Origin of the sequence: Bacillus sp. FSL W8-0770, from assembly GCF_038008705.1 — a bacterium.
Lineage (GTDB): Bacteria > Bacillota > Bacilli > Bacillales > Bacillaceae_G > Bacillus_A > Bacillus_A cereus.
Genome location: NZ_JBBOZR010000001.1, coordinates 1872874 through 1895285 on the forward strand (window position 1 = coordinate 1872874; position 22412 = coordinate 1895285).

Below are 22412 nucleotides of genomic sequence, written 5' to 3' on the forward strand. Positions count from 1 at the left end.
AAGTATTGTAATAAAAAGCACTGTTTTAGCTAATGTAGCTAAAACAGTGCTTTTCTCTTTGATTGAACAGTTGCAGCATTTTCATCATGTATACCTGCATCTTTTATAATTCGTTGTTTTGCTTTATTTAATAGATGGTTTACTGCTTCGCCAAAATAGTTAGCTTCGCTTTTTGTGCGGGCTTCTCGTAAACATTTATAGTTTTCTAGCAGTTCCTCTTTTTCGGAGTTTGTTAAGAAATCTTCTATTTTCTTTTTTGTCATACGAAACACCCTTTCTCCTGACAAACGACGCAATAGAAAATATTTATTTCTCATTATAACAATAATTTTAAAAGAAAGTATACACTAACGTCGCAATAATTTGTCAATTTCTTGAATCTTCTCATCAGCTTTCCCAATTTGCGTATTTTTAGCCTGTTCGCCACCAAGAGCTTGATGTAGTAAAAAAGTTTGACCGGAAATAGCAGTTACAATGGATACTTTTATAATTTCTTTTATTGCGGTGACATCGAATAAAACGAGCCCAAGAAGTGCGGCTAGGCTACCAGTAAAAATATCAGTTAAAAATCCAAAATGAAAAAATGTTTTCAAACGGCGTGGAAGCAATAACTTACCTTGGTTATTGATTAGATGGGAAACGAAGCCGGTAATGCCACCAACGAGAACAGCGGTTAGCCATTGATACATCTCCATCGAATCCACTCCTTTTAGTGAATAAGATTCGATTATTTTATATTGATTCCTTTTAATATTTCATATAAGCATATTGAGAAAGTTTGTTTGGGTATAATTTGTATTCAAATTAATTGTAACAGAAAATTTAGATATATTTCAGTCTATTATATGAATCATTTTTACAATAATATGAATGCAGAAAGGGGTGCGTGATATGAATATAGATTATCGAATAAGAAGTGTAGATGGTTATACAAAAAAAATAGGGGAATTAGTAAGCCTGCTTGAGCATACGAGAGCTGTAACATTAGGCGAAGTAAAAAATTTATCAGTTGAGCAATTAGATTTAATTATGCAAAGCAGCGGAAATTCAATTGGCGCCTTATTAAAGCATATAGCAGCTATTGAAAAAGTTCATCAGCTTATTTCATTTCAAGATCATGACTTTACAAAAGAAGAATTAGAAATATGGGAAGATGCACTGTATTTAGGGGAAGCGGGTAGAGCAATCCGTGGTCATGAAATACAATATTATGTACAACTTCTACAAAGTGTTCGAGAAGAATCTCTGAAGTATTTAAGTGAACAAGGTGATGAGTGGCTCATGTTAGAAAGAAAGTGGCCTAACTATGGTTTCATGTGCTAGAAGATGAAATTAGTCATCGAGGACAAATTAGAATGCTCAAAAACAAGTTATTTGAAAATTACGTAAAATAATGTAGCTTTTTATAGGAGAATTCCATATAATGAGAATAATTAAAATAAGAACGGGGTGATGTATTATGGCGAAAATAACTTATATGAATAATCAACCAAATACAAAGGTGGATGGAAAGGGCGATATTATATAAGGTAATTCGCAATCCTTCCACTTAGTACAAACTAGGGAGGATATTTATTTGAATCAAAATATTTTAGAATCTTTCGGCTGGGATTCATTTTTTGAAGAACAAGTTACAGAGAAAAATTATGAAGTAGGTCGTATTTCACTTGAGCATAAGCATATATATCGCATTATTTGTAATGATGGTGAATATATGGCAGAACTGTCTGGGAAGTTTCGGCATGAAGCGATTACGAAAGGCGATTATCCAGCAGTTGGTGATTGGGTGTATATAAAGAAAATAGAAGATGAAAAGAAAGCGATTATTCATCGTATTTTCCAGCGAAGAAGCTCTTTCTCAAGACAAGAGGCTGGAACAAGAACAGAAGAACAGATTATAGCAGCAAATGTAGATTATTTATTTTTAGTGAATGCACTTAATCATGATTTTAATGTTAGAAGGATGGAACGTTATTTATTATTAGCGTATGAAAGCGGCGCTATGCCAGTTATTGTTTTAACAAAGAGTAGTATATGTAATGATGTGGAAGAGAAAATTGTAGAAACGGAAGCTATAGCAATTGGTGTTCCTATTTTCGTTGTTGATAGTTTAGAGCATACAGGTATAGATTCGTTGAAACAATTCGTTTCTTCAGGGAAAACAATTGCTTTAGTTGGATCATCAGGGGTAGGAAAGTCAACTTTGTTAAATGCTCTAATAGGAATTGATGTAGCAAAAACGGGAGATATACGTGAAGAGGATAGTAGGGGGAGGCATACGACAACGCATCGAGAATTATTCCAATTGCCTAGTGGCGCTCTCGTGATTGATACGCCTGGCATGAGGGAATTGCAACTTTGGGAAGGCAGCGAAGCGATTCAAACAGCATTCTCTGATATTGAAGAATTTGCGACAACATGTCGTTTCCGTGATTGTAAGCATGAGAATGAACCAGGATGCGCGGTGTATAGTGCAATTGAAAATGGACTTATTACGATAGATCGTTTGAAAAGCTATAAAAAATTACAAAGAGAACTGGCGTATTTTATGAGGAAACAAGATGCAATCCTTGCCAGAGCAGAGCGTGATAAATGGAAGAAAATTTCTAAACAACATAAAAAAATGTAAAAACCAAAGGGGCCCCTTTGGTTTTTTCTATTTGTAAATTTTATAATAATATTATTCGTATATATAGACAAAAGGAAATTAATTGTTTAAACTTTACAAAGTATTCACCATAATAGGTTATGAAAATAATAATTAGGGAACGGGAAATATTCATAATTAACTCAATTTAACTTTTAAATTTGAAAATTAGGAGGTTTATAATGGGTAAACTATTAAATTTGTTTCGTGATATGAAAGTAGCAAAAAAGCTATTAATTTCATTCTTTGTAATTTTAATTGCAGCCGTTTCTATAATCGGGGGCATGTCTTATCAAACTGCTAAAAAGAATTTTGAATCACAAATTACGAGTAGTGCTAACGATAATATAAAAATATTAGATAATTTAATCAATCAAATGATTGAAGCAAAATTTAACGATGTGAATAACTTTGCACGAGTAATTCAAGGGAATATGTATCAAGGGGATAATCAGGATGAGCTAAGAAAGACATTATCTCAGTATATCAATTTGAATATAGATGTTGAACAAGTGTATGTTGCCGGTAATGATAAGAAATTTGTACAGGAACCAAATATACAAATGGCAGCAGATTATGATCCAACAACACGACCTTGGTATAAAGATGCAGTGGCAAAACAAGGTGGTATTGTTGTTAGCGAGCCATATAAGGCAAAAGGAAATGGACATATTGTCGTAACGATTGCAAAACAAACAGAAGATAAAAATGGGGTTGTTGCGCTAGATTTAAGTTTAGACAATTTATTAAAAACAACAAAGTTAATCAATATTGGTAAAAAAGGATATGCCTTCATTTTAGATGGAAAGCAAAAAATCATTGCTCATCCACAAGAAAAATCAGGGGATAAAGCAGCTGATTCTTGGGCAAAGAAAATTTATGAAGATAATCATGGTGCTTTTACATATTCTTATGGTGGTAGTGAAAAGAATATGGTATTTGCTACAAACGTAAAAACAGGTTGGAAAATTGGTGGGACGATGTACGCAACTGAAGTAATTGAAGCTGCTCAACCTGTATTTTATAATATGTTAATTGTTATGCTTATTTCGTTAGTAGTAGGTGGAGTACTTATTTATTTGGTGACACTTTCAATTACGAAGCCTTTAAAGAGACTAGTTATCACTTCTAAAGAAATAAGTGAAGGGGATTTAACGCAAACAATTGAAATTCATTCTAATGATGAAATTGGTCAACTTGCGAAAGGTTTTAACGAGATGACAAATTCATTACGGACGTTAATTGGAAGGATTAACACTTCGGCAGGACATGTTGCAGCAGCATCAGAAGAACTAACTGCAAGTGTAAGACAAGCGAGTGAAGCAACTGAGCAAATTACAACAGCAATGGATGAAATATCAAGTGGGGCAACGACGCAAACAACAAGTGTAGAAAATGGTGCTATGTTACTGTTTGATGTAACGGAAGGAATTCAGCATGTAGCAAATAGTTCATCATCTATTAATATCGCTTCTGCTCATACTCGTGAAAAAGCAGAAGATGGTGGGAAACTAGTAGGAAGAACAGTAAACCAGATGCAGTCTATTGCAGAATCGGTTTCACAATCAGATGCTGTTATACAGTTATTAAATAATAAATCAAAACAAATTGGTGATATATTGGAAGTAATTCAAAACATTGCAGATCAAACAAATCTTCTAGCTTTAAATGCGGCAATTGAAGCGGCAAGAGCTGGTGAACATGGAAGAGGTTTTGCAATTGTTGCAGATGAAGTACGTAAATTGGCAGAGCAGTCTAGCATATCTTCCAGTGAAATTAGTAAATTAATAGGCGAAATACAAGACGATATGGGTAAGACAGTCAAATCAATGAATCATGTAAATGAAGAAGTTCAATCTGGACTTGTTATTGCAAATGAAACGAAGCAAAATTTTGCTGAAATTTTACAATCTACAAATGAAATAGCTAATCAAATTAAGACGATGGTTGAAACGGCTAATGGAATGTCAAAAGGGGCAAATGAAGTATCTATTTCAGTAGGACAAATTGCAATGACAGCACAAAATAATGCGACAAGCACACAAAATGTTGCGGCTTCAGCTGAAGAACAGCTAGCTTCGATGGAGGAAATTGGATCAGCGGCGGGTACGCTATCTCAAATGGCTGAAGAATTGCAAGTATTAATTGAGAGATTTAAAGTTTAATAGAGAACAGACTCCCCCTAGTAGCATTATGACACTAGAGGGTAGTCTGTTTTATTATGTAAAATCAAATGGAGATGTAAACTTCCTTTATGACGTTTAAAATGGTATTTTGCATAATATTTGTCGAAAAATAGAGGTGTTTGTTAGCTTTGTGTATAATTATTAACCTATAGAATACAAATAAAAGGAGAGTATTATGGGAGTGTATTGGGGGACAAAAAGACATTCTTGGCTTAGTTACGTCTCATTTTGGCTAAGTATTTCATTTTTTATTGTTTTTCTAATTGAAGTGTTTATATTAAAAACACTTTCGAATAGCTCGGTGCAAATTGTTAAATATTTTTATTTTATACTTGTACCAGTAAATATTTTTCTTAGTTTAAAGTTACTATTTAAGAAGAATGAAAAGAAAGCGTTACCTATTTTTAGTTTCATTGTCTCATTATTATTTGCAATTTTAATAATCGTATTAGTTTTAGCAGCTATAGGGAAGTTCTTTTAAGGGGAGTGGTATAAGTCACTCTCCTTTTTTATTTGTGGTAGTCTTACTATATGTAAAAGTGTGAATGCTGTGAGCTAATAAAAGCGGAGAGTAGACAATATTTGCATGGATTAAAGTCTGTCGTTATTTGAACTTGTAAGAGTGTATGGAGTAATGAGGTAATATACATAATAATGGAGATAGAATTAGTTATTTTATAAGTGTGTATGAAGCAAATGAATACGGTAAGAACGGTGATATATGGTACAATAGCTATGGATAGTGATAGAGATAAAGGGTATATAAAATACTCATCGTTTTTTAGTAAGAGAGGGGTTATCTTATGCTATACGAGGATTTGGAGACATTATTTCAAACAGCTCCGAAAGAAGATAGAGGCGGATGGAAATATATAATCCAAGAACAAAATGATACATTTAAAATTGGTGATGAAATACTGAAAAATCAAATGAGTGTCGAATTGTATTTTAATGAATACGATGAGGTGAAAATCACTTTATATAAAGATGGAATTCCCATTACGACTATGCAAAAAATTACGATTTCAAAAGTTGAATTAGACGAAGATGAAGAAGGTATTCAATTTGTTTTAGAACGCATGCCTAGTCGAATGATTCGGTTGCAGTTAAAGCCGTATTTAGCATTAGAAATGGGACCGTACTGGGAAGTATGTGATGATTGTGAATGAACATAAAAAAGCATCCAATAACATGGATGCTTTTTTATGTTTTTTGAAGTTGTTTAAACGCAATGATTGGAAGTATAACAATACTTACCCATCCGATGATAGGATATAGAATGTGAAGTAAGTCACTGTAACCGATGTAACTAAAGCAATAACTAATTAGTAAAATGAAGAAAATAATATTGTGATTTTTCCACCCAGTAATAGATTGCATCTGTTTTGTCATTCCGAACACATTACCAACTAAAGTTGTGAAAACTTCACCGAAAATAATGAGAACGAAGAAGAAGTGAAAAGTTGCATTAAATCTTCTTATGACTTCAGCCATTGGGATGTTATATTGATAAAATTGATCGACTGATAAGATTGCTAAATGGCTGCATAATAAAATTAAAGAAAGTCCAGCACCACCTAAAATCCCACCCCAAAAAATGGCTTTTCGATCCTTTACTTCACTGGCTAATGGGACCAGAACACTTTGGGCGAGAGAAAGGTTTAAGGCGACATATGTAATAGGGCTAGTAATCCATTTCATATTCCAGCTCTCTGCAGGAATAGTGTTATTAATAGGAGGTGTACCGTGAAAAAAGGTTGTAATAGCAAGTCCTATAATAAAAATCATCATAATAGGTACGACAAGTGTATTTACTTCAAAAACACCTTGTAACCCGCGGCTACTTATAATGAGACAAGCGATAACTGTAATGAGAATACCGAGTTGTCTTGGTAAGCGAAGTTGCTCTTCAAATACTGCACCAGCCCCTGATAACATAACGCTCGTTACGCCGAATAAAACGAGTAATAATAATGTGTTTACAACATTCCCAAATACATCCCCAAATAAATATTTGTTAAATTCTTGCGCTGAAAATGCCCCGATTTGTGATGAAAGTAACATCATCTTTGTGCCAAGCCAAATAAAAAAAAATCCACTTACACATATGCCAATTGTCCCGTATAATCCATTCACTGTGAAAAATTCAACAATTTCTCGTCCAGTAGCAAATCCAGCTCCAACGACAGTTCCGATATAAGTAGCAGCTACTTTCTTTGCTACTTGCCATTGTTGATTGTCCATGTTATCCCTCTTTCTACTATGATGAGCTTGATGTACTATTATGCATATGTATGAGCTTGGACAATTAGACGTATGAAGTGGTTGAAAAAATACATGAATTAAATGATATTAGGGAAGCATTAAAGGTGTTAAAACTTTGTTACATATAAGCCAATTGTTCGAAAGGAAAGGGAATGTATGGTAAAATGTAATTAAGTTATTAAAAGATAAACATTACAAAATGATAAGAGGAGTGATTGTATGAGTACGAAAACAAATGTTGTTGAAGTATTAAACAAGCAGGTAGCAAACTGGAATGTGTTATATGTTAAATTACATAATTATCACTGGTATGTGACAGGGCCACACTTCTTTACATTACATGAGAAATTTGAAGAGTTTTATAATGAGGCTGGAACGTATATTGATGAGTTAGCAGAACGTATTTTAGCTTTAGAAGGTAAACCATTAGCGACAATGAAAGAATATCTCGCAACATCTAGTGTCAGCGAAGGGACAAGCAAAGAATCTGCAGAAGAAATGGTACAAACATTAGTGAATGATTATTCTGCACTTATTCAAGAATTAAAAGAAGGTATGGAAGTTGCGGGTGAAGCTGGCGATGAAACATCAGCTGACATGCTGTTAGCAATTCATACAACATTAGAACAGCATGTATGGATGCTAAGTGCATTCTTAAAATAACGATAAATATATAGAAACCCATTGAAAAATTATTTCAATGGGTTTTTTTATGATTTTTCAGTTTTCTTTTATGCTATAATATAGTAAAAAGGAGGCGATGCGATGTTTCGCTTTTTCAGAACTGGAAAAGAAGAGCGGGAAATTACGAAAGATGAATTAGAACAAGCGATGGCTCAGTTTTTAGAAACGAATGCTAATATCGTTTATACAGTATTAGTAAATGATGATTATACAGTAAATTATGATTTGTTAAAACCATATTTACCTGCATTTCCAACAAATGTTTTTCTCATAACGAAGGAAACGCTTGAGGTATTTGAACATACAGCAGAAAATTTAAACCTAGTGAAAGAAATTGATGTCGTACAAAAAGCAGTAGATCAATACGTAACAGAAAAAGAAATGTTCCCAATTGTTGAAGGTAGCGAAGATCGCCTCATATGCGGAATGAAACTAGGACCTTACTTAAATCGTAGCTTAAAAAGAGACTTATATATTTCAGAAAAACATTATTTAGTTTCAAGTAAACCAGATAGAAAAAAACAAAAGAGCGGGTAGATGTAATGAAAACAACAATACATATATTGTTGTCTTTTTTTGTTTATTAAAATATTGATTTTTCAGTCTATTCTTATTTATACTAAATGTATTGGACAGGGAAGAGTAACTATTAAGCATAATTCTGAGAATAAGGTATTGTTAGCGTGGGTTATACAAAGTGGTATAAAGATTCGCAAACAAATATTATAAAAGGTTTCGGGGGAATTGGTACATGAAAAATAGTATGACTTACATTCAATTATTAAATGAAACGTTACGTTGTTATGCAAATAAAGGAAGTTTTGAAGCGTACAATTATATAATGGAAAACGCTACAGGTGTAATAGGGAATGAGGCGCAAATATATAATTTTAAGTATGCACTCGCAAGTGCATCGGGACTTGAAAAAGAAGCATTACATTTAATGAGAGAGGCCATTATAGAAAAGGGATTCTGGTATGGAAATGAGTATTTAATTTCCGACGAAGATTTAAAATCACTACATAAATTTGAAGAATTTCATACAATGGTGCAATTATGTAAAGAAAGAGAAGAATTAGCACATAAAAAGGAAAGACCAGATGTGAAATATATATACAGCAAGAAAGAAGGAAATCTACTACTTACATTGCATGGTAACCAAGAAAATATGCAAATAGTAGAACCATATTGGAAATCTGTTTTGATACAAGATTATACGTTAGCTTTACCACAGTCTTCACAAATTGAGTTTTCAGATGGATTTGTTTGGGAGGATATAGAGAGAGGGAAAGAGGAATTAAAAGAGCATTACAATAAGTTTATAGAAAGTCATACAGTAGAAAGTGTAATCATTGGTGGTTTTTCTGCAGGGGCGAGAGTAGCTTTATATACGATTTTACAAAAAGATATAAATGTAGATGGTTTTATTTTTATGGCACCATGGCTTCCTGAGATTGAAGAGTGGGATGAGTTGCTAAGAGTGCTGAAGGATAAACATATAAAAGGATATATAGTATGCGGGGATCAAGATGAAGATTGTTTCGAATCCACGCAGCAATTTGTACAACTATTAAGAGAGAAAAATATAGAACATAAGTATAAAGTTGTGCCTGACTTAGATCATGATTATCCTATTAACTTTGAAGAGCTATTAAAAGAAGCTATTGAATATATAGGAAATGAAAACAATAAGTAGTAAGAAAAAGAGATGCATCACATGTGATGCATCTCTTTTTAGAATTATAAATTAAAAGCATTTGCTAGTAAGCGATAAGAATTTAATTTATGTTCAAATTGATGAGTAATCGTGACAATCATAAATTCGTCAGTATTGTATGCTTTGCTTAAGTTTATTATTTTTTCTTTTACAGAAGACGGATCACCAACAATCATACGTTGACGATTTTCTTTTATACGGAATAAATCATAAGCGCTGTATGAATAATTTTGAGCAGTTTCAATAGAAGGTGTACCAGTAGTTCGTTTTCCTTGCTCTAATAATAAGATTGATAAATCTAAACTAGAAGCAATTTTTTCCGCTTCTTCATTTGTTTCTCCGCATATAACAAAGATGGCAACGATTGAATTAGGCTTATCTCCTAAAAATGAAGGCTCATATTGTTCTTGGTAAGCCCTCATAACTTCAGGGCCTCCGAAGCCGTTAATAAATTGTGCAAATGCGAAAGAAGCTCCGTTGTTTGCAGCAATTTTAGCACTCTCTCCGCTAGAACCGAGCATCCACATTTCAGGAGACGTTGGGATAACTGGAGTGGCTTTTAAGTTTGCATAGTGATGGTTTTCTGGTACTTGATCATGTAAGTACATTGCAACGTCTGCAATTTGTTCTGGGTATTGATCAAGTGAGACCATTTTCCCTTCTTGAAGTGCGCGAGTTGCTATTGGCATACCACCAGGCGCTCTACCAACACCGAGATCGATGCGGTTCGGATACAATGCTTCTAGAACACGGAAATTCTCAGCAACTTTATATGGGCTATAATGCGGTAACATAACACCACCTGAACCGACTCTAATACGGTCCGTTTTTGCGGCAATATGAGAAATAAGTATTTCTGGACTTGAACCAGCTAAGCTTACGGAATTATGATGTTCGGATACCCAAAAACGTGTGAATCCGAGTTTTTCAACTTCTTGTGCAAGCGTAACTGTATGTGAAAAAGCTTGGGCTGCTGTGCTACCATCTGAAATAGGTGATTGGTCTAATACACTTAACTTGATCATAGAATATACCTCTCAATCTTAATGTACATCCTATTATATATTTACTTATGAAAAATGCGTAGTGAAATGCTCAAAATGAAAAGCGGATAATCTTATTTCCGCTTTTAACGAGAAAATCCGCGTTCATAATGATTCATTTCGACTAGATTTAAAATATATTCATAGTTGTCAATTTCACGCTTTAGTTGTTCACGTTCTTTTTCAGATAGTGTCATATTGCTAAGTTTTTTACATAAGTTTTGTTTCTTTAATTCTAAATGTTTTTTTGTAGCATCGTAGTCATAAGTATGTTTCATTTTTAACCACTCCTTCTTTGTAGTTGCTATATTATACGAAGTATAAAGAAAAGTGAGATCTGTCTCTTATGTACTTTTAGTGAATATTCAAATTGCAATGGTGTTATGTTTATGGGGATTTATGAATAAAATGCACTAAACCACTAACGTCCATTTGATGAAGTAAGGGGTGGAATTGTGCAGAAAGATATAATGTATAATACTGAAATGGATGAAGCGTTAAAAGTTATAGATAAAGGATTGAAGAAGACGATAAGCCCAAAACAAATTATTGTAGTGGGAGCTGGTATGGCTGGGTTAGTTTCAGCTTCTTTATTAAAGGCTGCAGGACATGATGTGAAAATTTTTGAAGCAAATAACCGGGTAGGTGGTCGTATAGAAACAGTTAGAATGGAAGATACCGGATTATATTTAGATGTTGGAGCAATGAGGATTCCTTATTCACATACATTAACGATGGCATATATAAGAAAATTTAGGCTACAGGTGAGACCTTTTATTAATAGGAATGAGACGGATATTATATACGTAAATGGACGGAAAACGACGTTAAAACAATATGAAAAAGACCCAAGTATTCTAAGATATCCTGTGGAAATGAATGAAGTTGGAAAAACGTCAGAGGAATTATTATTGTTAGCGGTACAGCCCATTATAAATTTTATAAAAAAGAACCCAGAAAAAAATTGGGACGTTGTTGTAAAGGATTTTGGGAGATACTCTACTGGACAATTTTTAAAGTATCATCCTTATCAGTATAATACTTACTTTTCACCAGTAACAATTGAGATGATTGGTGTTTTATTAGATTTAGAAGGTTTTTTGGAACGGTCGTTTGTAGAGACTTTACGCTTTCTATACATTATGCAAGAGGAGAGCGGATTTTGTGAAATTGTGGGCGGGAATGATAGATTGCCAAAGTCATTTTTACCGCAATTAGAAGAGAATATTATATATAATCAAAAATTAATGAAGTTACATCAACACGATAATGGTGTGACAGCTTTCTATCGGAACGAGGAAACTTTTGAATATAGTAGTATTACAGGAGATTTAGTTATTGTTACCATTCCGTTTTCGACAATGCGTTTTGTAGAAGTAGATCCGTTTGATTCTATATCTCATGAAAAATGGAAAGCAATTCGTGAATTACATTATATGCCTGCGACGAAAATAGGAATTCAATTTAAAAGCCGATTTTGGGAAGAACAAGGACAATTAGGTGGCAGAATTATAACAGATTTGCCAATTCGTTATGCCTATTATCCAAGTTATGGAATTGGGGAGAAAGGACCGGCTATGATGTTAGGTAGCTATACATGGTCTTATGACGCGTTGTTATGGGATGGTTTATCAAAAGGGGATCGTATTTATTACGCATTACACAACTTAGCAACAATATTAGGTGGTCAAGTGTATGATGAGTTCATATCTGGAATTTCAAAAAGCTGGACATTGGATCCGTATGCGCTTGGAGGATTTGCACTTTTTCAAGCAGGTCAAGAATCTGAGCTGCAACCAGCGATTGTCAAACCAGAGGGGAGAATATTCTTCGCTGGAGATCATACAACGCTATATCACGGATGGATTCAAGGTGCGATTGAATCTGGAATTCGTGTAGCGGTGGAAGTGAATGAGTAAAAGGTTTTCAATTCAGAAAATTCTTTGCTATATAACTTCAGATGGATATTATTATATATAAAAGAAATATAGGGAGTGTTTACAGTGAATCCGTTATTATTCGATTTTCCTTCTGAATTTTATACTGATAGACTTTTTATTCGAATGCCGAAACCAGGAGATGGTAAAGTTGTATATGATGCAATTCAGGCTTCAATACAAGAACTAAAACCTTGGATGGTGTTTGCACAAAAAGAGCAAACAGAGCAAGAAGTAGAAGAAAGTATTAGAAAATCACATATTCAATTTTTGCAACGTGAGGATTTAAGATTACTAGTATTTTCGAAAGAAACAGGTGAATTTATTGCATCAGCTGGATTACATCGTATTAATTGGGATATACCTCAATTTGAAATCGGATATTGGATTGATACAAGGTTTAGCGGAAAAGGCTATATGGTAGAGGCTGCGAAAGGTATAACGGATTACGCTTTTTCTGAATTAAAAGCAAATCGTGTAGAAGTTCGTTGTGATTCTTTAAATAAGAAGAGTAGAGCGATACCTGAGAAATTAGGTTTTAAGTTAGAAGGTACGTTAGAAAGTGCGAGTGTTGCGGTAGATGGAAACGGATTAAGGGATATGTGTGTATTTGCCATGACTAGAAATACATATGAAAAAGAAGAGCTGTAAGAAAATAGCTCTTCTTTTTATGCATTATGGTACAGGATGTCCATTAGAGCTTTCGAAAATTGTAAACCATTGTTGACGGTCTAAGTTAACTTTTGTAGCAAGAGCGGCAGTTTTTACGCGATCTAATTTACCAGAGCCAACGATTGGCATCATATTAGCTGGATGAGCAAGTAACCAAGCATACATAACCGTATCGATACTAGAAACACCTAGCTCAGTGGCAACTTTTTGCACAGTTTCACGTACACGTACGGCGCGTTCTGATTGACCAGTAAAAATCTCCCCACCAGCAAGAGGTGACCAAATCATTGGATTGATTCGTTTTTCTTGGCATAAATCAATTGTCCCTTTTTCAAAATGCTCAAGCTGTAATGCAGAAACTTCAATTTGGTTCGTAATAAGTGGGAAATCTAAGTACGAACTTAACATATTAAATTGTGAAGGTAAGAAGTTAGATACACCGAAGTGACGAACTTTCCCTTCTTGTTTTAATTGTGAAAATGCTTTTGCCACTTCATTTGGATCCATAAAAGGATCGGGACGATGAATAAGTAATACGTCAATATAATCTGTATGTAAATTTTTAAGTGATGCTTCTACACTTTGCATAATATGCTCTGTACTAGTATTGTAGTGAGCAACATATCGCTCTGGAAATTTCGGTGATGGGGGAGCGATTCCACACTTTGTAATAATTTGCATGTTTTCTCGTAAGGAAGGCTTTAATTGTAAAGCTTCGCCAAATACCCCTTCACACGTATATGCGCCGTAAATATCAGCGTGATCAAAAGTAGTAATTCCCATATCCATACAATCTTCAATGAAAGAAAGTAATTCTTGTTTTGTCATATTCCATTCTGCTAAACGCCAAAATCCTTGAATAATACGAGAAAATTCTAGCGTTTCAGCCATTTGAACTCGCTCCATTATAAGTACCCCCTTGATGAATAATAATGTTTTGAAAAGGCTTTTTTACTACATGTTATTATATAGTTAATTAGGTGTACAGACAATAAATATGTTTTGCTATAAAAACGATTTTTTCTATCATGCCTTTCGAGAGGACTCCCATCTCTAAACGTAAATGAAGGTGGTGAGGTGAATCGAAAGAAATATTTTATTTTTGAGAAAAAAACGGAAACGTATGTTCTTTTTTGCTATAATATCCTTAACTAGGAGGTGAATAAAATGGCAAAAGAAAATCCATCAAACTATAAAACTCTTCAAATCTGGATAAAAAAAGGGCATCGTATGTATTCTTATTTTCAAGAATGTTGTCATAACGCTAAGAATATGTACAACACCACAAACTTTTATATACGCCAGGTGTACACTGGATTAACACAAGAAAAAGAGTTGCAGCCTTTGCAAAAAGAAGTTCTGGATAATATTCATAAAAATATTGGGAAGATGAATGACACACAACGTCTTGTCTATCGGAAGGAATTGGAAAAAGAGAAAGTAAAGCCTAAAGAAGAACAGAAAGAGATTACATGTAATTTGTTTTCAGAACCTAATTTTGAAAAACCTTATGTAGATTACAACTTTCTAGATGCACTATTTAAGGCTATGATTCAAAATGATTATCGAGCTTTGCCTACGCAATGTAGCCAGTCCATCATGAAAGGTTTGTTCCAAAATTGGAAATCTTTTTTTGCTAGTTTAAAAGACTATAAAAAGAATCCAAACAAATATGATGGAATGCCTAGGATTCCAAAGTATATTCGTTCTTCTGAAAAAGAGATTCTGTATACAAACCAAGATTGCATCATTAAAAACGGTAGATTTTTAAAGTTTCCAAAGACGAAATTGCAATTAAATATTGGGAAACTAGGTTTCACTGAAGGTAAACTGAAACAAGTTCGTGTGATTCCAAAATACAATGAATATGTAGTGGAATTGGTAATTGATGTTCCTTCTGAACAACAAATGATTGAAGCGAATGCTCGTTATATGAGTATTGATTTAGGGATTGATAACCTTGCAACCATCGTAACAAACACAGGTATGAAACCTGTCCTTGTTAAGGGCAAACATGTCAAAAGCATAAATCAATATTACAACAAAATGAAGAGTCATTTTACAAGCATTCTTAGAAATGGAAAACAAACGAATGAAGGACCTTTTACTTCTAAAAGGATAGAAAAACTTCATCAAAAACGTTACTTGAAAATAAAAGACGTCTTCCATAAAGTTAGTCACCACATCGTAAAACTAGCTCAAGAAGAAGAAGTTTGTAAAATCGTTATTGGTCAAAACAAAAGTTGGAAACAAGAAACGAATATGGGAAAAAGAAATAACCAATCGTTTTGTCATATCCCGCATAATTTACTGATTCAAATGATTACATACAAAGCAAATGCTGTAGGCATTCAAGTTGTTGTAACTGAAGAATCATATACATCGAAAGCAAGTTTTCTGGATAACGACTTCATTCCAACGTATGGAGAAAATGACCAAAATACAACTTTTTCAGGAAAACGAATAAAGCGCGGTATATATCGTTCAGCAAATAAAACTTTAATTAATGCAGATGTAAATGCTGCGGCTAACATTTTACGAAAAGTAATCCCAAATGCATGGACAAATGGGAGAGAGGGGTTAGGCGTGAAACAGCTCGCTAATGTGTTAACTCCCCTGACGTTAATCGTTCGTTAGGTCGAAACGTTAGAAACCCCCACTTCAAGCTTTGTTAAGTGGGGGAGTGTTCATATGCTATAATGTAGAAACATATAGGTATAAGGAGAGGTACGAAATGATTCCAGTAACAATATTAACTGGTTTTCTTGGATCAGGGAAAACGACTTTATTAAATCGTATTTTATCAGAAAATCACGGTAAGAAATTAGCGGTGATTGTAAATGAAATAGGGCAAATTGGCATTGATAATCAGTTGATTATGAATGTGGAAGAAGAAATTATGGAAATGACAAATGGATGTTTATGTTGTACTGTACGTGAAGATTTACTCGTCGCTTTAAAACAATTACTGGACGTAAAAGCAGAAGGGAAAATGGATTTTGATGGTTTAGTAATTGAAACGACTGGCCTTGCAAATCCAGGGCCGATTATTCAAACATTCTTTTTAGATCCAGTCATCCAATCTGCTTACCAAATTAACGGTGTTGTAACGGTGGTAGATAGTTATCATATACATAAACATTTTGAAAAAGGATTAGAAGCAAAAGAGCAAATTGCGTTTGCTGATGTCGTTTTAGTAAATAAATTAGATTTAATTGAAGAGAATGAGAAAGAAAATCTCTTGCATGAAATTCAAGGGATTAACCCGACTGCAAAGTTAATTGAGGCGACTAACTGTGAGGTAGATATACCATCTTTATTACAAATCCAAACGTTTAAAACGAAAGATACGTTGCAAATTTACCCTCATAAAGAACATAACCACTTAGAAGGTGTGAAATCATTTGTATTACGTGAAGAACGTCCGCTGGATTTACAAAAGCTTAATGAGTGGATGTCAGCTGTCGTTCAAGAGCTAGGGGAATATTTATATCGTTACAAAGGAATTTTATCGATAGACGGAGTAGATAAACGTATCGTTTTCCAAGGCGTACATACGTTATTTGCTGCTTCGTATGATAGAGAGTGGCAAGAGGGCGAAGAGCGAGTAAGTGAAGTAGTTTTTATCGGAAGAGATATTAATAAAGAGTGGTTCCAAGAACATTTCGAGGAGTGTGTGAAATAAGTCTGCGTAAATTGCAGGCTTATTTTTTATGAACATTCTATTAGATTGCAAAACAGAATTAAATAAGGGAAAGAAACTAAAAATTGATAAATGTATAATAAAAAGCCTGTTTTCACAGGCTTGTATTTTCGTCTATTAGTAACTCCATTACAACACCTACAACTGGACCTTCATCATCAATATCCCCATTTAAGCGGAAACCAAATGATTCATACAGTCCCATTGCAAGTTTGTTGTCTGGATGTAAACTTAAGTAAATTATTTTGCATTCAAATTTTTCTTGTAAGAATTGAATGAGTAAGCGAAGGAAACATTTTGCGTATCCTTTTCCTTGATATTGTTGGTCAATCATAAAGCGATCGAGCCATACACTTTTATGTTTTACTGAATACCATCCATACATTGCGTATCCTACAAGTGTTTCTCCATCATATAAACCTACTGACGTTCCGTTTCCTTCATATAATGATTCTGCTAAAGAAAACGCGTTACTTTCAATAAATTGTTGCTGATCTTTTGCGACGTCTAAAGCAACTACTGAACGCCAATTTTTTGCTGTTACTTCACAAATGTGAAGATTCATAATTCCAACTCACCTTCTAAATTAATATAGCTTTAAAGCTAATATGGATAATTTTACTTGTTATTTTGGTCAAGTCAAGGATAAATACATAAAAAGGCAGCTGAATAACAGATTCAGCTGCCTAGAAAATATAATGGATTAGTTTGTTGCTTCTTTCAATGTATTTACGTTTTCTTCCATTAAAGTGAAGTAATCTTTATTATTTTTTGCATCATCTTCAGAAATAGTAGCTAAGTGATTTAAGCGTAAAACTTTTGTACCAGTTTCTTTTTGAATTACGGATGCTACTTTTGGAGTAGAGAATGTTTCGAATAAAATATATTTTAGATTATGTTCTTTTACTGTTTTTGTAATGTCAGCAAGCTGCTTTTGAGATGGTTCATCAGAAGCTGAAATTCCAGCGATAGGAATTTGTTTTAGGCCGTATCGTTGTTCCCAGTAACCATAGGCAGCATGAGAAACTAAAATTTCTTTCGTTTTTGCGTTCGCTACAGCTGCCTTAAATCCATCGTCTAAATCAGTAAATTTAGTTTGAAGTGCTGCAAAGTTTTTTTCGAATTCTTGTTTATGTTCAGGTTGTAATTCTACAAGTGCATTTTTAATTTTTTCTGCCTGTTTCATTGCTAGAGTAGGATCTAACCAAACATGCGGGTCTTTATCGTGATGATGTTCATCTTCTTTATGGCCATCTCCATGATCATGATGCTCTTCTTCAGTAGAAGCACGAAGCTCAATACCTTTAGATGCATTTACAATTTTAACATTTTCTTTTTGTAATGTTTTTTCCATTTTTTCAGCAAATGGTTCTAATTCAGCGCCGTTATAAACAAATAAATCGGCTTTTGCAACTTGTACTGTTTGTTTTTGACTTGGTTCAAATGTATGTGAATCTGCACCAGGTGGGTAAATCGCTTCAACATTTACATAGTCGCCACCGATTTTCTTTGCGAAATCAGCAAGTGGGAAAATCGTTGTATAAACTGTTAGCTTTCCATCTTTCTTGGCATTACTTTCTTTTTTATTTGAGCAGCCAGCGAAAATTAAGGTAAAAATAAGTAAGAATGAAAATATAGTCAATCTTTTAGGCATGAAGTTCTCCTCTTTTCTTTTTTTACGGATATATTTTCCCCAATTATAGAAGAAAAATATCATTTTAATACAAAACGGAATAATTACGTTTTAGTTTGCGAACTTAGTATAATACATCTTTAATAAAGTTGCAATAAATAATAATCATTCCGATTTGTTTTTGTTATAAAGTTGTCAAATATAGGTGTATTATTTTTGCAAATGCATGCATATGTGACAACGCTGTTTTCATATATTGAAAAGGAGGTAAAGAGGGGGATGAGCGCTTGGGTTACTTAATGGAAGCTATTTTATTAATATTAGCGGTAGTATTGCCATTATCTTTCGTATTAATTTTTTTAAGAAGATTAATAAGTAATTTAGGGGACGCTACAACAATAACGAAATTACAAGAGAGAAATGAGAAAAAAGAGTGAGTAAAGCACTATGCGTACGCATAGTGTTTTACTTGTGGTAAAATAAGAGCAGGAAACTCCTAAAGGTTGTATTTTACTGAAGGAGAGAAAAGTAAAATAAGAGGTATATGCATATATGAATAAGCGAACAGCGTTAATACTTGGTGCAAGTGGTTTAGTTGGACAAGAGATAACGCGTCTATTACTTGAATCAGATTACTACGATTCGGTTACTATTTTTGTAAGAGAGCCAATGCAATTACAACATGAGAAGTTACAGCAGAAACAAGTTGATTTTTCGGTATTAGAGGAATATAAAGAGTTCTTTGCTGTGGATGATGTTTTTAGTTGCTTAGGAACAACAATAAAAAAAGCAAAAACAAAAGCAAATTTTAAAAAAGTAGATTATGAATATACGTTACGAGCTGCGTGTTTAGCTGAAAAACAAGGGGTACAAAATTTCCTTGTCGTGTCTTCTATGGGAGCGAATCCTAAATCATTCTTCTTTTATTCACAAGTGAAAGGAAAAATGGAAGAAGAATTGCAAAAGTTAGTGATCGGTGGTATTCACATTTTTAGACCATCATTATTAGTAGGAAATCGACAAGAATTTCGTTTCGGCGAACGAATGGCCGAAAAGTTATCTCGTATTATTCCGTTTATCTTTAAAGGAGCTTTCAAAAAATATAAACCAATTTCAGCTAAAGATGTGGCGAAAGGGATGTATATAACCGCGCTGCGAGAAGAATCGGGTATCCATACTTATAATTCAAATGAAATTACAACGATAGAATAAATAAAACCGAGAAGAATGACTTCTCGGTTTTATTTATTCGTATGAATTTTTCCTGGTGCTCGCTTATATTGGTGAGGTTCTTGCAATTCAAAGCCAAGTTCATTGGCCGCTATTCTCGGAAAATACGGATTGCGAAGTAATTCACGTCCGATAAAAATTAAATCTGCTTCGTTATTATTTAAAATTTGCTCTGCTTGTGGCCCAGTCGTAATCAATCCAACTGCACCAGTTGCAATCTTAGTATGCTCTTTAATATGTTTAGCATATTGTACTTGATACCCAGGATAAACATCGATGCGTGCAGGGACAACAGCTCCAGAGCTACAATCGATTAAATCTACTCCTTGTTCTTGCATCCATTTTGTATACTGAACATAATCTTGAACTGTTAACCCGTCAGGATGATAATCATTTGCTGAAATACGGACAAATAACGGTCCGTTCCAAACTTCATTTATCGAGTCAATGATTTCGCGTAAGAAACGATAGCGGTTTTCAGGTGAACCACCATATTCATCAGTCCGCTCATTGGAAAGCGGAGAAAGAAATTCATTAATAAGATAACCGTGAGCACCGTGTATTTCAATAACATCAAATCCAGCTTGTTTTGATCGTACTGCAGCTTGCTGAAAAGCTAATACAGTATCTTTAATTTGGTGTTTGCTCATTTCTATTGGCATTTTCATTGTTTCATTAAATGGAATGGCTGAAGGAGCTAACGCATCTGTTTCTAATTCTGCTTTTCTTCCGGCGTGAGCGAGTTGAATGGCAGCTTTTGCACCATTATCATGTATAAAAGTAGTCGTTTTATGTAAGCCTTCAATTAGGTTGTCATCCCAAATGCCTAAGTCTTTATTTGAAATTCGACCTTCAGGTAACACGGCTGTTGCTTCAATCATAACTAAACCAACTTGACCGGCAGCTCTTGTTCCATAATGAATGAGATGGAAATTCGTTACTTGGCCATCCCCGTTTTCCGATGAATACATGCACATAGGTGACATAACAATCCGGTTTTTTAATGTAACGTCCTTAATTGTATAAGGTGAAAAAAGTTCGGAATTCATCCAATAGCCTCCTAAATTGAATTTTCTTACATTGTATCATTCTCTTTTTTGTTTCTCTAATAAAACGCTTATACGAAAAATTTTGTATATTCGTGTTACAATGACTAATATGAACTGAATTGGAGGATGGCATATGTACCAGGCTTATTATGAAAGCGAAGTAGGTTTGCTTGAAATTACAGCGAATCAAGAAGGAATTACGTCTGTTATATTTGTTGATGAACGACAAGAAGAAAATAAAAATGAAATGATAGAACAATGTATAAATGAGTTAGATGAATATTTTAAAGGGAAAAGAAAAGAGTTTACGGTCCCGCTGTCTGCGGAGGGAACAGCATTTCAAAAAAATGTATGGGATGCACTTTATACTATTCCATACGGCGTAAGTGCTTCATATTTAGATATTGCAGAGAAAGTTGGAAATACAAAAGCTGTACGGGCAATAGGAGGGGCAAATAGTCGGAATCCAATTTCAATAATTGTTCCATGTCACCGTGTAATAGGAAAGAGTGGAAAGCTTGTTGGATATGCTGGTGGTTTATGGAGGAAAGAGTGGTTATTAAAACACGAAGGTATTTTGAAATGACGTATGAATGGGAAGAGGGATTGTTTTGAAATGTATAAATTGTGGGCAATCTTGCGAGGAGGAACAGTTAAATTGTGCAAGTTGTCAGCGAAACTTGGATAATGAACAAGAGGAAGGTAGTTCGTTAATAGATAAAGAACTAGAAGTATATGTAGGGAGACAATATCCGTATTACAAAAGGAAATGGGAACTTGAGAATAAGCGGATTGCTAGGTGGAGTTGGAATGGTTGGGCTGCTATTTTCAATATAGGCTGGCTAGGATATCGTAAGTATTATGTACCAGCTGCTTTATTTATGTTGTTATTAGTAGCGTGTGATGCATTTTCGTATTATATGGGATTTAATGTAGCGTTGCCAATCATTAATATGGTGCCTCTTACGTTTTTATTACTCATTTTTATTCTGTTTGGAATGGGGATTTTTGCAAATGGATTATACTATCAATTTGCGGAAAGACGTATATACCGAATAAAAGCAAGAGAAATAAAAGATAAATCAGTTGAAAACTATCTAATCAATGATAGCGGCGGAACGAGCAAAATGGGAGCGACAATTGTTACTATTTTAGCAGTTGCCAGCATATTTTTTAGTCATTTCTTTTTTCCGACTGATCGAGACGTTATTCAAAAGGTTCGTACAAGCTCGCTTTATGAATATCCTTTCTTTTCAATAGGTGAATCTTTCGAAAATTATTTTCAAAATTCAGGTTGGATATATTATCGTGGAACGGAAGGGTTAGAATTAGTAGAATTCCAAGGATATAACACCGGAACGCCAAGACAAAAGGTGAAGATTCAATTTGTTGTCGATTATAAATTAGGTGAAGTGGAACCATACTCATTTATGGTTAATGGTGAATCTAAAACTGAAGAAGAGTTTTTGAAGCTGATGGAAGAAATATTTAAAGTTCAAAATCCATTTGATATAGAGGATGGATTACAAGTAAATGCTATTCAAGAAAGCGGCTGGAAAGAAATTTCCGATCGCTTTTTTCTATGTTTGTTAAAATAAATATTTAAAATAATCAGAATCTTTTGTATAATGAAATGTATTATATAG

General features: G+C 34.0%; 24 protein-coding genes and 2 pseudogenes. 17 read left to right on the forward strand and 9 right to left on the reverse strand.

The genetic code is table 11. From position 1 onward, the window contains the following. Positions 1-38: 38 nt before the first annotated feature. Positions 39-263, reverse strand: a complete 225-nt coding sequence (locus NST27_RS09695; RefSeq protein ID WP_000162602.1) for a hypothetical protein — start codon at positions 261-263, stop codon at positions 39-41. Positions 264-347: 84 nt separating this feature from the next. Next, a complete protein-coding gene (locus tag NST27_RS09700) occupies positions 348-695 on the reverse strand; it encodes a DUF4257 domain-containing protein (RefSeq protein WP_000426317.1) in 348 nt (115 codons plus the stop codon). A gap of 196 nt (positions 696-891) precedes the next feature. Here NST27_RS09700 and NST27_RS09705 point away from each other — a divergent pair. The 6 genes and pseudogenes from NST27_RS09705 (at position 892) to NST27_RS09725 (ending at position 6002) form a co-directional block, all read left to right on the forward strand. Next, positions 892-1394 (forward strand): annotated as a pseudogene (locus tag NST27_RS09705) (DinB family protein). Between the two features lie 182 nt (positions 1395-1576). Then, positions 1577-2629 (forward strand): ribosome small subunit-dependent GTPase A, encoded by a 1053-nt coding sequence (rsgA, locus tag NST27_RS09710; RefSeq protein WP_001073081.1) that lies wholly within the window; start codon positions 1577-1579, stop codon positions 2627-2629. 302 nt (positions 2630-2931) lie between these two features. Continuing rightward, a pseudogene (locus NST27_RS29550) lies at positions 2932-3870 on the forward strand (HAMP domain-containing protein); the annotation flags it as partial. A 123-nt stretch (positions 3871-3993) separates the two neighbouring features. Next, on the forward strand, positions 3994-4812 hold the full coding sequence (locus tag NST27_RS29555) for a methyl-accepting chemotaxis protein (protein ID WP_408732993.1): 819 nt from the start codon (positions 3994-3996) through the stop codon (positions 4810-4812). A gap of 196 nt (positions 4813-5008) precedes the next feature. Then, positions 5009-5314: a hypothetical protein gene (locus tag NST27_RS09720; protein ID WP_000539571.1), complete on the forward strand. Its 306-nt coding sequence runs from the start codon at positions 5009-5011 to the stop codon at positions 5312-5314. A 322-nt stretch (positions 5315-5636) separates the two neighbouring features. Then, on the forward strand, positions 5637-6002 hold the full coding sequence (locus tag NST27_RS09725) for a DUF3979 family protein (RefSeq protein ID WP_000965059.1): 366 nt from the start codon (positions 5637-5639) through the stop codon (positions 6000-6002). 34 nt (positions 6003-6036) lie between these two features. Here the strand turns inward: NST27_RS09725 and NST27_RS09730 are convergent, their stop codons facing one another. Beyond that, a complete protein-coding gene (locus tag NST27_RS09730; RefSeq protein ID WP_000370203.1) occupies positions 6037-7077 on the reverse strand; it encodes a YkvI family membrane protein in 1041 nt (346 codons plus the stop codon). 240 nt (positions 7078-7317) lie between these two features. Between NST27_RS09730 and NST27_RS09735 the strand changes: the two genes are divergently transcribed. The 3 genes from NST27_RS09735 (at position 7318) to NST27_RS09745 (ending at position 9478) form a co-directional block, all read left to right on the forward strand. Continuing rightward, positions 7318-7761, forward strand: a complete 444-nt coding sequence (locus tag NST27_RS09735) for a Dps family protein (protein WP_000105199.1) — start codon at positions 7318-7320, stop codon at positions 7759-7761. A 102-nt stretch (positions 7762-7863) separates the two neighbouring features. Beyond that, on the forward strand, positions 7864-8319 hold the full coding sequence (locus tag NST27_RS09740; RefSeq protein ID WP_000488206.1) for a DUF3939 domain-containing protein: 456 nt from the start codon (positions 7864-7866) through the stop codon (positions 8317-8319). Positions 8320-8533: 214 nt separating this feature from the next. After that, positions 8534-9478, forward strand: coding sequence for an alpha/beta hydrolase (locus tag NST27_RS09745; RefSeq protein ID WP_000798322.1), 945 nt, complete (start codon positions 8534-8536; stop codon positions 9476-9478). 44 nt (positions 9479-9522) lie between these two features. Here the strand turns inward: NST27_RS09745 and NST27_RS09750 are convergent, their stop codons facing one another. Both NST27_RS09750 and NST27_RS09755 read right to left on the reverse strand, forming a co-directional pair. Continuing rightward, on the reverse strand, positions 9523-10524 hold the full coding sequence (locus NST27_RS09750) for an LLM class flavin-dependent oxidoreductase (protein ID WP_000594042.1): 1002 nt from the start codon (positions 10522-10524) through the stop codon (positions 9523-9525). A gap of 104 nt (positions 10525-10628) precedes the next feature. Then, positions 10629-10820 carry a DUF3896 family protein gene (locus tag NST27_RS09755; RefSeq protein WP_000683359.1) on the reverse strand — a complete coding sequence of 64 codons (192 nt, stop codon included), beginning with the start codon at positions 10818-10820 and terminating at the stop codon, positions 10629-10631. A gap of 177 nt (positions 10821-10997) precedes the next feature. Between NST27_RS09755 and NST27_RS09760 the strand changes: the two genes are divergently transcribed. Together NST27_RS09760 and NST27_RS09765 are read left to right on the forward strand one after the other, a co-directional pair. Continuing rightward, positions 10998-12461 carry a flavin monoamine oxidase family protein gene (locus NST27_RS09760; RefSeq protein ID WP_047385991.1) on the forward strand — a complete coding sequence of 488 codons (1464 nt, stop codon included), beginning with the start codon at positions 10998-11000 and terminating at the stop codon, positions 12459-12461. Positions 12462-12545: 84 nt separating this feature from the next. Continuing rightward, entirely contained in the window at positions 12546-13130 is a 585-nt protein-coding gene (locus NST27_RS09765; protein ID WP_047385993.1) for a GNAT family N-acetyltransferase, read from the forward strand. 24 nt (positions 13131-13154) lie between these two features. Here NST27_RS09765 and NST27_RS09770 read toward each other — a convergent pair whose 3' ends face one another. Then, complete coding sequence (locus NST27_RS09770) at positions 13155-14057, reverse strand: aldo/keto reductase (protein ID WP_000442787.1); 903 nt, start codon at positions 14055-14057, stop codon at positions 13155-13157. Positions 14058-14318: 261 nt separating this feature from the next. Between NST27_RS09770 and NST27_RS09775 the strand changes: the two genes are divergently transcribed. Together NST27_RS09775 and NST27_RS09780 are read left to right on the forward strand one after the other, a co-directional pair. Continuing rightward, entirely contained in the window at positions 14319-15788 is a 1470-nt protein-coding gene (locus NST27_RS09775; protein ID WP_001040869.1) for an RNA-guided endonuclease InsQ/TnpB family protein, read from the forward strand. 97 nt (positions 15789-15885) lie between these two features. After that, positions 15886-16836 (forward strand): CobW family GTP-binding protein, encoded by a 951-nt coding sequence (locus NST27_RS09780; protein WP_000613422.1) that lies wholly within the window; start codon positions 15886-15888, stop codon positions 16834-16836. 112 nt (positions 16837-16948) lie between these two features. Here the strand turns inward: NST27_RS09780 and NST27_RS09785 are convergent, their stop codons facing one another. After that, entirely contained in the window at positions 16949-17419 is a 471-nt protein-coding gene (locus tag NST27_RS09785) for a GNAT family N-acetyltransferase (RefSeq protein WP_001048675.1), read from the reverse strand. A gap of 138 nt (positions 17420-17557) precedes the next feature. Further along, positions 17558-18508 carry a metal ABC transporter substrate-binding protein gene (locus NST27_RS09790; protein WP_001126151.1) on the reverse strand — a complete coding sequence of 317 codons (951 nt, stop codon included), beginning with the start codon at positions 18506-18508 and terminating at the stop codon, positions 17558-17560. A 266-nt stretch (positions 18509-18774) separates the two neighbouring features. Here NST27_RS09790 and NST27_RS09795 point away from each other — a divergent pair, with 266 nt between their 5' ends. Both NST27_RS09795 and NST27_RS09800 read left to right on the forward strand, forming a co-directional pair. After that, positions 18775-18924, forward strand: a complete 150-nt coding sequence (locus NST27_RS09795) for a hypothetical protein (protein ID WP_000540933.1) — start codon at positions 18775-18777, stop codon at positions 18922-18924. Positions 18925-19039: 115 nt separating this feature from the next. After that, entirely contained in the window at positions 19040-19699 is a 660-nt protein-coding gene (locus tag NST27_RS09800) for an oxidoreductase (protein WP_001042736.1), read from the forward strand. A 29-nt stretch (positions 19700-19728) separates the two neighbouring features. Here NST27_RS09800 and namA read toward each other — a convergent pair whose 3' ends face one another. After that, entirely contained in the window at positions 19729-20766 is a 1038-nt protein-coding gene (namA, locus tag NST27_RS09805; RefSeq protein ID WP_001083643.1) for an NADPH dehydrogenase NamA, read from the reverse strand. Positions 20767-20899: 133 nt separating this feature from the next. On the opposite strand from namA, the gene NST27_RS09810 reads away from it, so the two are divergent. Both NST27_RS09810 and NST27_RS09815 read left to right on the forward strand, forming a co-directional pair. After that, on the forward strand, positions 20900-21352 hold the full coding sequence (locus NST27_RS09810) for a methylated-DNA--[protein]-cysteine S-methyltransferase (RefSeq protein ID WP_000283913.1): 453 nt from the start codon (positions 20900-20902) through the stop codon (positions 21350-21352). A gap of 7 nt (positions 21353-21359) precedes the next feature. Next, positions 21360-22364 (forward strand): DUF2628 domain-containing protein, encoded by a 1005-nt coding sequence (locus NST27_RS09815; RefSeq protein WP_080009045.1) that lies wholly within the window; start codon positions 21360-21362, stop codon positions 22362-22364. The last annotated feature ends 48 nt before the right edge of the window (positions 22365-22412 follow it).

Excerpts from the sequence above, each read along its gene's own strand:
- NST27_RS09720 (WP_000539571.1), top strand. The coding sequence starts at position 5,009 with ATGGGAGTGTATTGGGGGACAAAAAGACATTCTTGGCTTAGTTACGTC.
- NST27_RS09770 (WP_000442787.1), bottom strand. The coding sequence starts at position 14,057 with ATGGAGCGAGTTCAAATGGCTGAAACGCTAGAATTTTCTCGTATTATT.
- NST27_RS09780 (WP_000613422.1), top strand. The coding sequence starts at position 15,886 with ATGATTCCAGTAACAATATTAACTGGTTTTCTTGGATCAGGGAAAACG.
- NST27_RS09800 (WP_001042736.1), top strand. The coding sequence starts at position 19,040 with ATGAATAAGCGAACAGCGTTAATACTTGGTGCAAGTGGTTTAGTTGGA.
- NST27_RS09775 (WP_001040869.1), top strand. The coding sequence starts at position 14,319 with ATGGCAAAAGAAAATCCATCAAACTATAAAACTCTTCAAATCTGGATA.
- NST27_RS09745 (WP_000798322.1), top strand. The coding sequence starts at position 8,534 with ATGAAAAATAGTATGACTTACATTCAATTATTAAATGAAACGTTACGT.
- namA (WP_001083643.1), bottom strand. The coding sequence starts at position 20,766 with ATGAATTCCGAACTTTTTTCACCTTATACAATTAAGGACGTTACATTA.
- NST27_RS09785 (WP_001048675.1), bottom strand. The coding sequence starts at position 17,419 with ATGAATCTTCACATTTGTGAAGTAACAGCAAAAAATTGGCGTTCAGTA.
- NST27_RS09750 (WP_000594042.1), bottom strand. The coding sequence starts at position 10,524 with ATGATCAAGTTAAGTGTATTAGACCAATCACCTATTTCAGATGGTAGC.
- NST27_RS29555 (WP_408732993.1), top strand. The coding sequence starts at position 3,994 with ATGGATGAAATATCAAGTGGGGCAACGACGCAAACAACAAGTGTAGAA.
- NST27_RS09810 (WP_000283913.1), top strand. The coding sequence starts at position 20,900 with ATGTACCAGGCTTATTATGAAAGCGAAGTAGGTTTGCTTGAAATTACA.
- NST27_RS09695 (WP_000162602.1), bottom strand. The coding sequence starts at position 263 with ATGACAAAAAAGAAAATAGAAGATTTCTTAACAAACTCCGAAAAAGAG.
- NST27_RS09815 (WP_080009045.1), top strand. The coding sequence starts at position 21,360 with ATGGGAAGAGGGATTGTTTTGAAATGTATAAATTGTGGGCAATCTTGC.
- NST27_RS09790 (WP_001126151.1), bottom strand. The coding sequence starts at position 18,508 with ATGCCTAAAAGATTGACTATATTTTCATTCTTACTTATTTTTACCTTA.
- NST27_RS09735 (WP_000105199.1), top strand. The coding sequence starts at position 7,318 with ATGAGTACGAAAACAAATGTTGTTGAAGTATTAAACAAGCAGGTAGCA.
- NST27_RS09740 (WP_000488206.1), top strand. The coding sequence starts at position 7,864 with ATGTTTCGCTTTTTCAGAACTGGAAAAGAAGAGCGGGAAATTACGAAA.
- NST27_RS09700 (WP_000426317.1), bottom strand. The coding sequence starts at position 695 with ATGGAGATGTATCAATGGCTAACCGCTGTTCTCGTTGGTGGCATTACC.
- NST27_RS09755 (WP_000683359.1), bottom strand. The coding sequence starts at position 10,820 with ATGAAACATACTTATGACTACGATGCTACAAAAAAACATTTAGAATTA.
- NST27_RS09730 (WP_000370203.1), bottom strand. The coding sequence starts at position 7,077 with ATGGACAATCAACAATGGCAAGTAGCAAAGAAAGTAGCTGCTACTTAT.
- NST27_RS09725 (WP_000965059.1), top strand. The coding sequence starts at position 5,637 with ATGCTATACGAGGATTTGGAGACATTATTTCAAACAGCTCCGAAAGAA.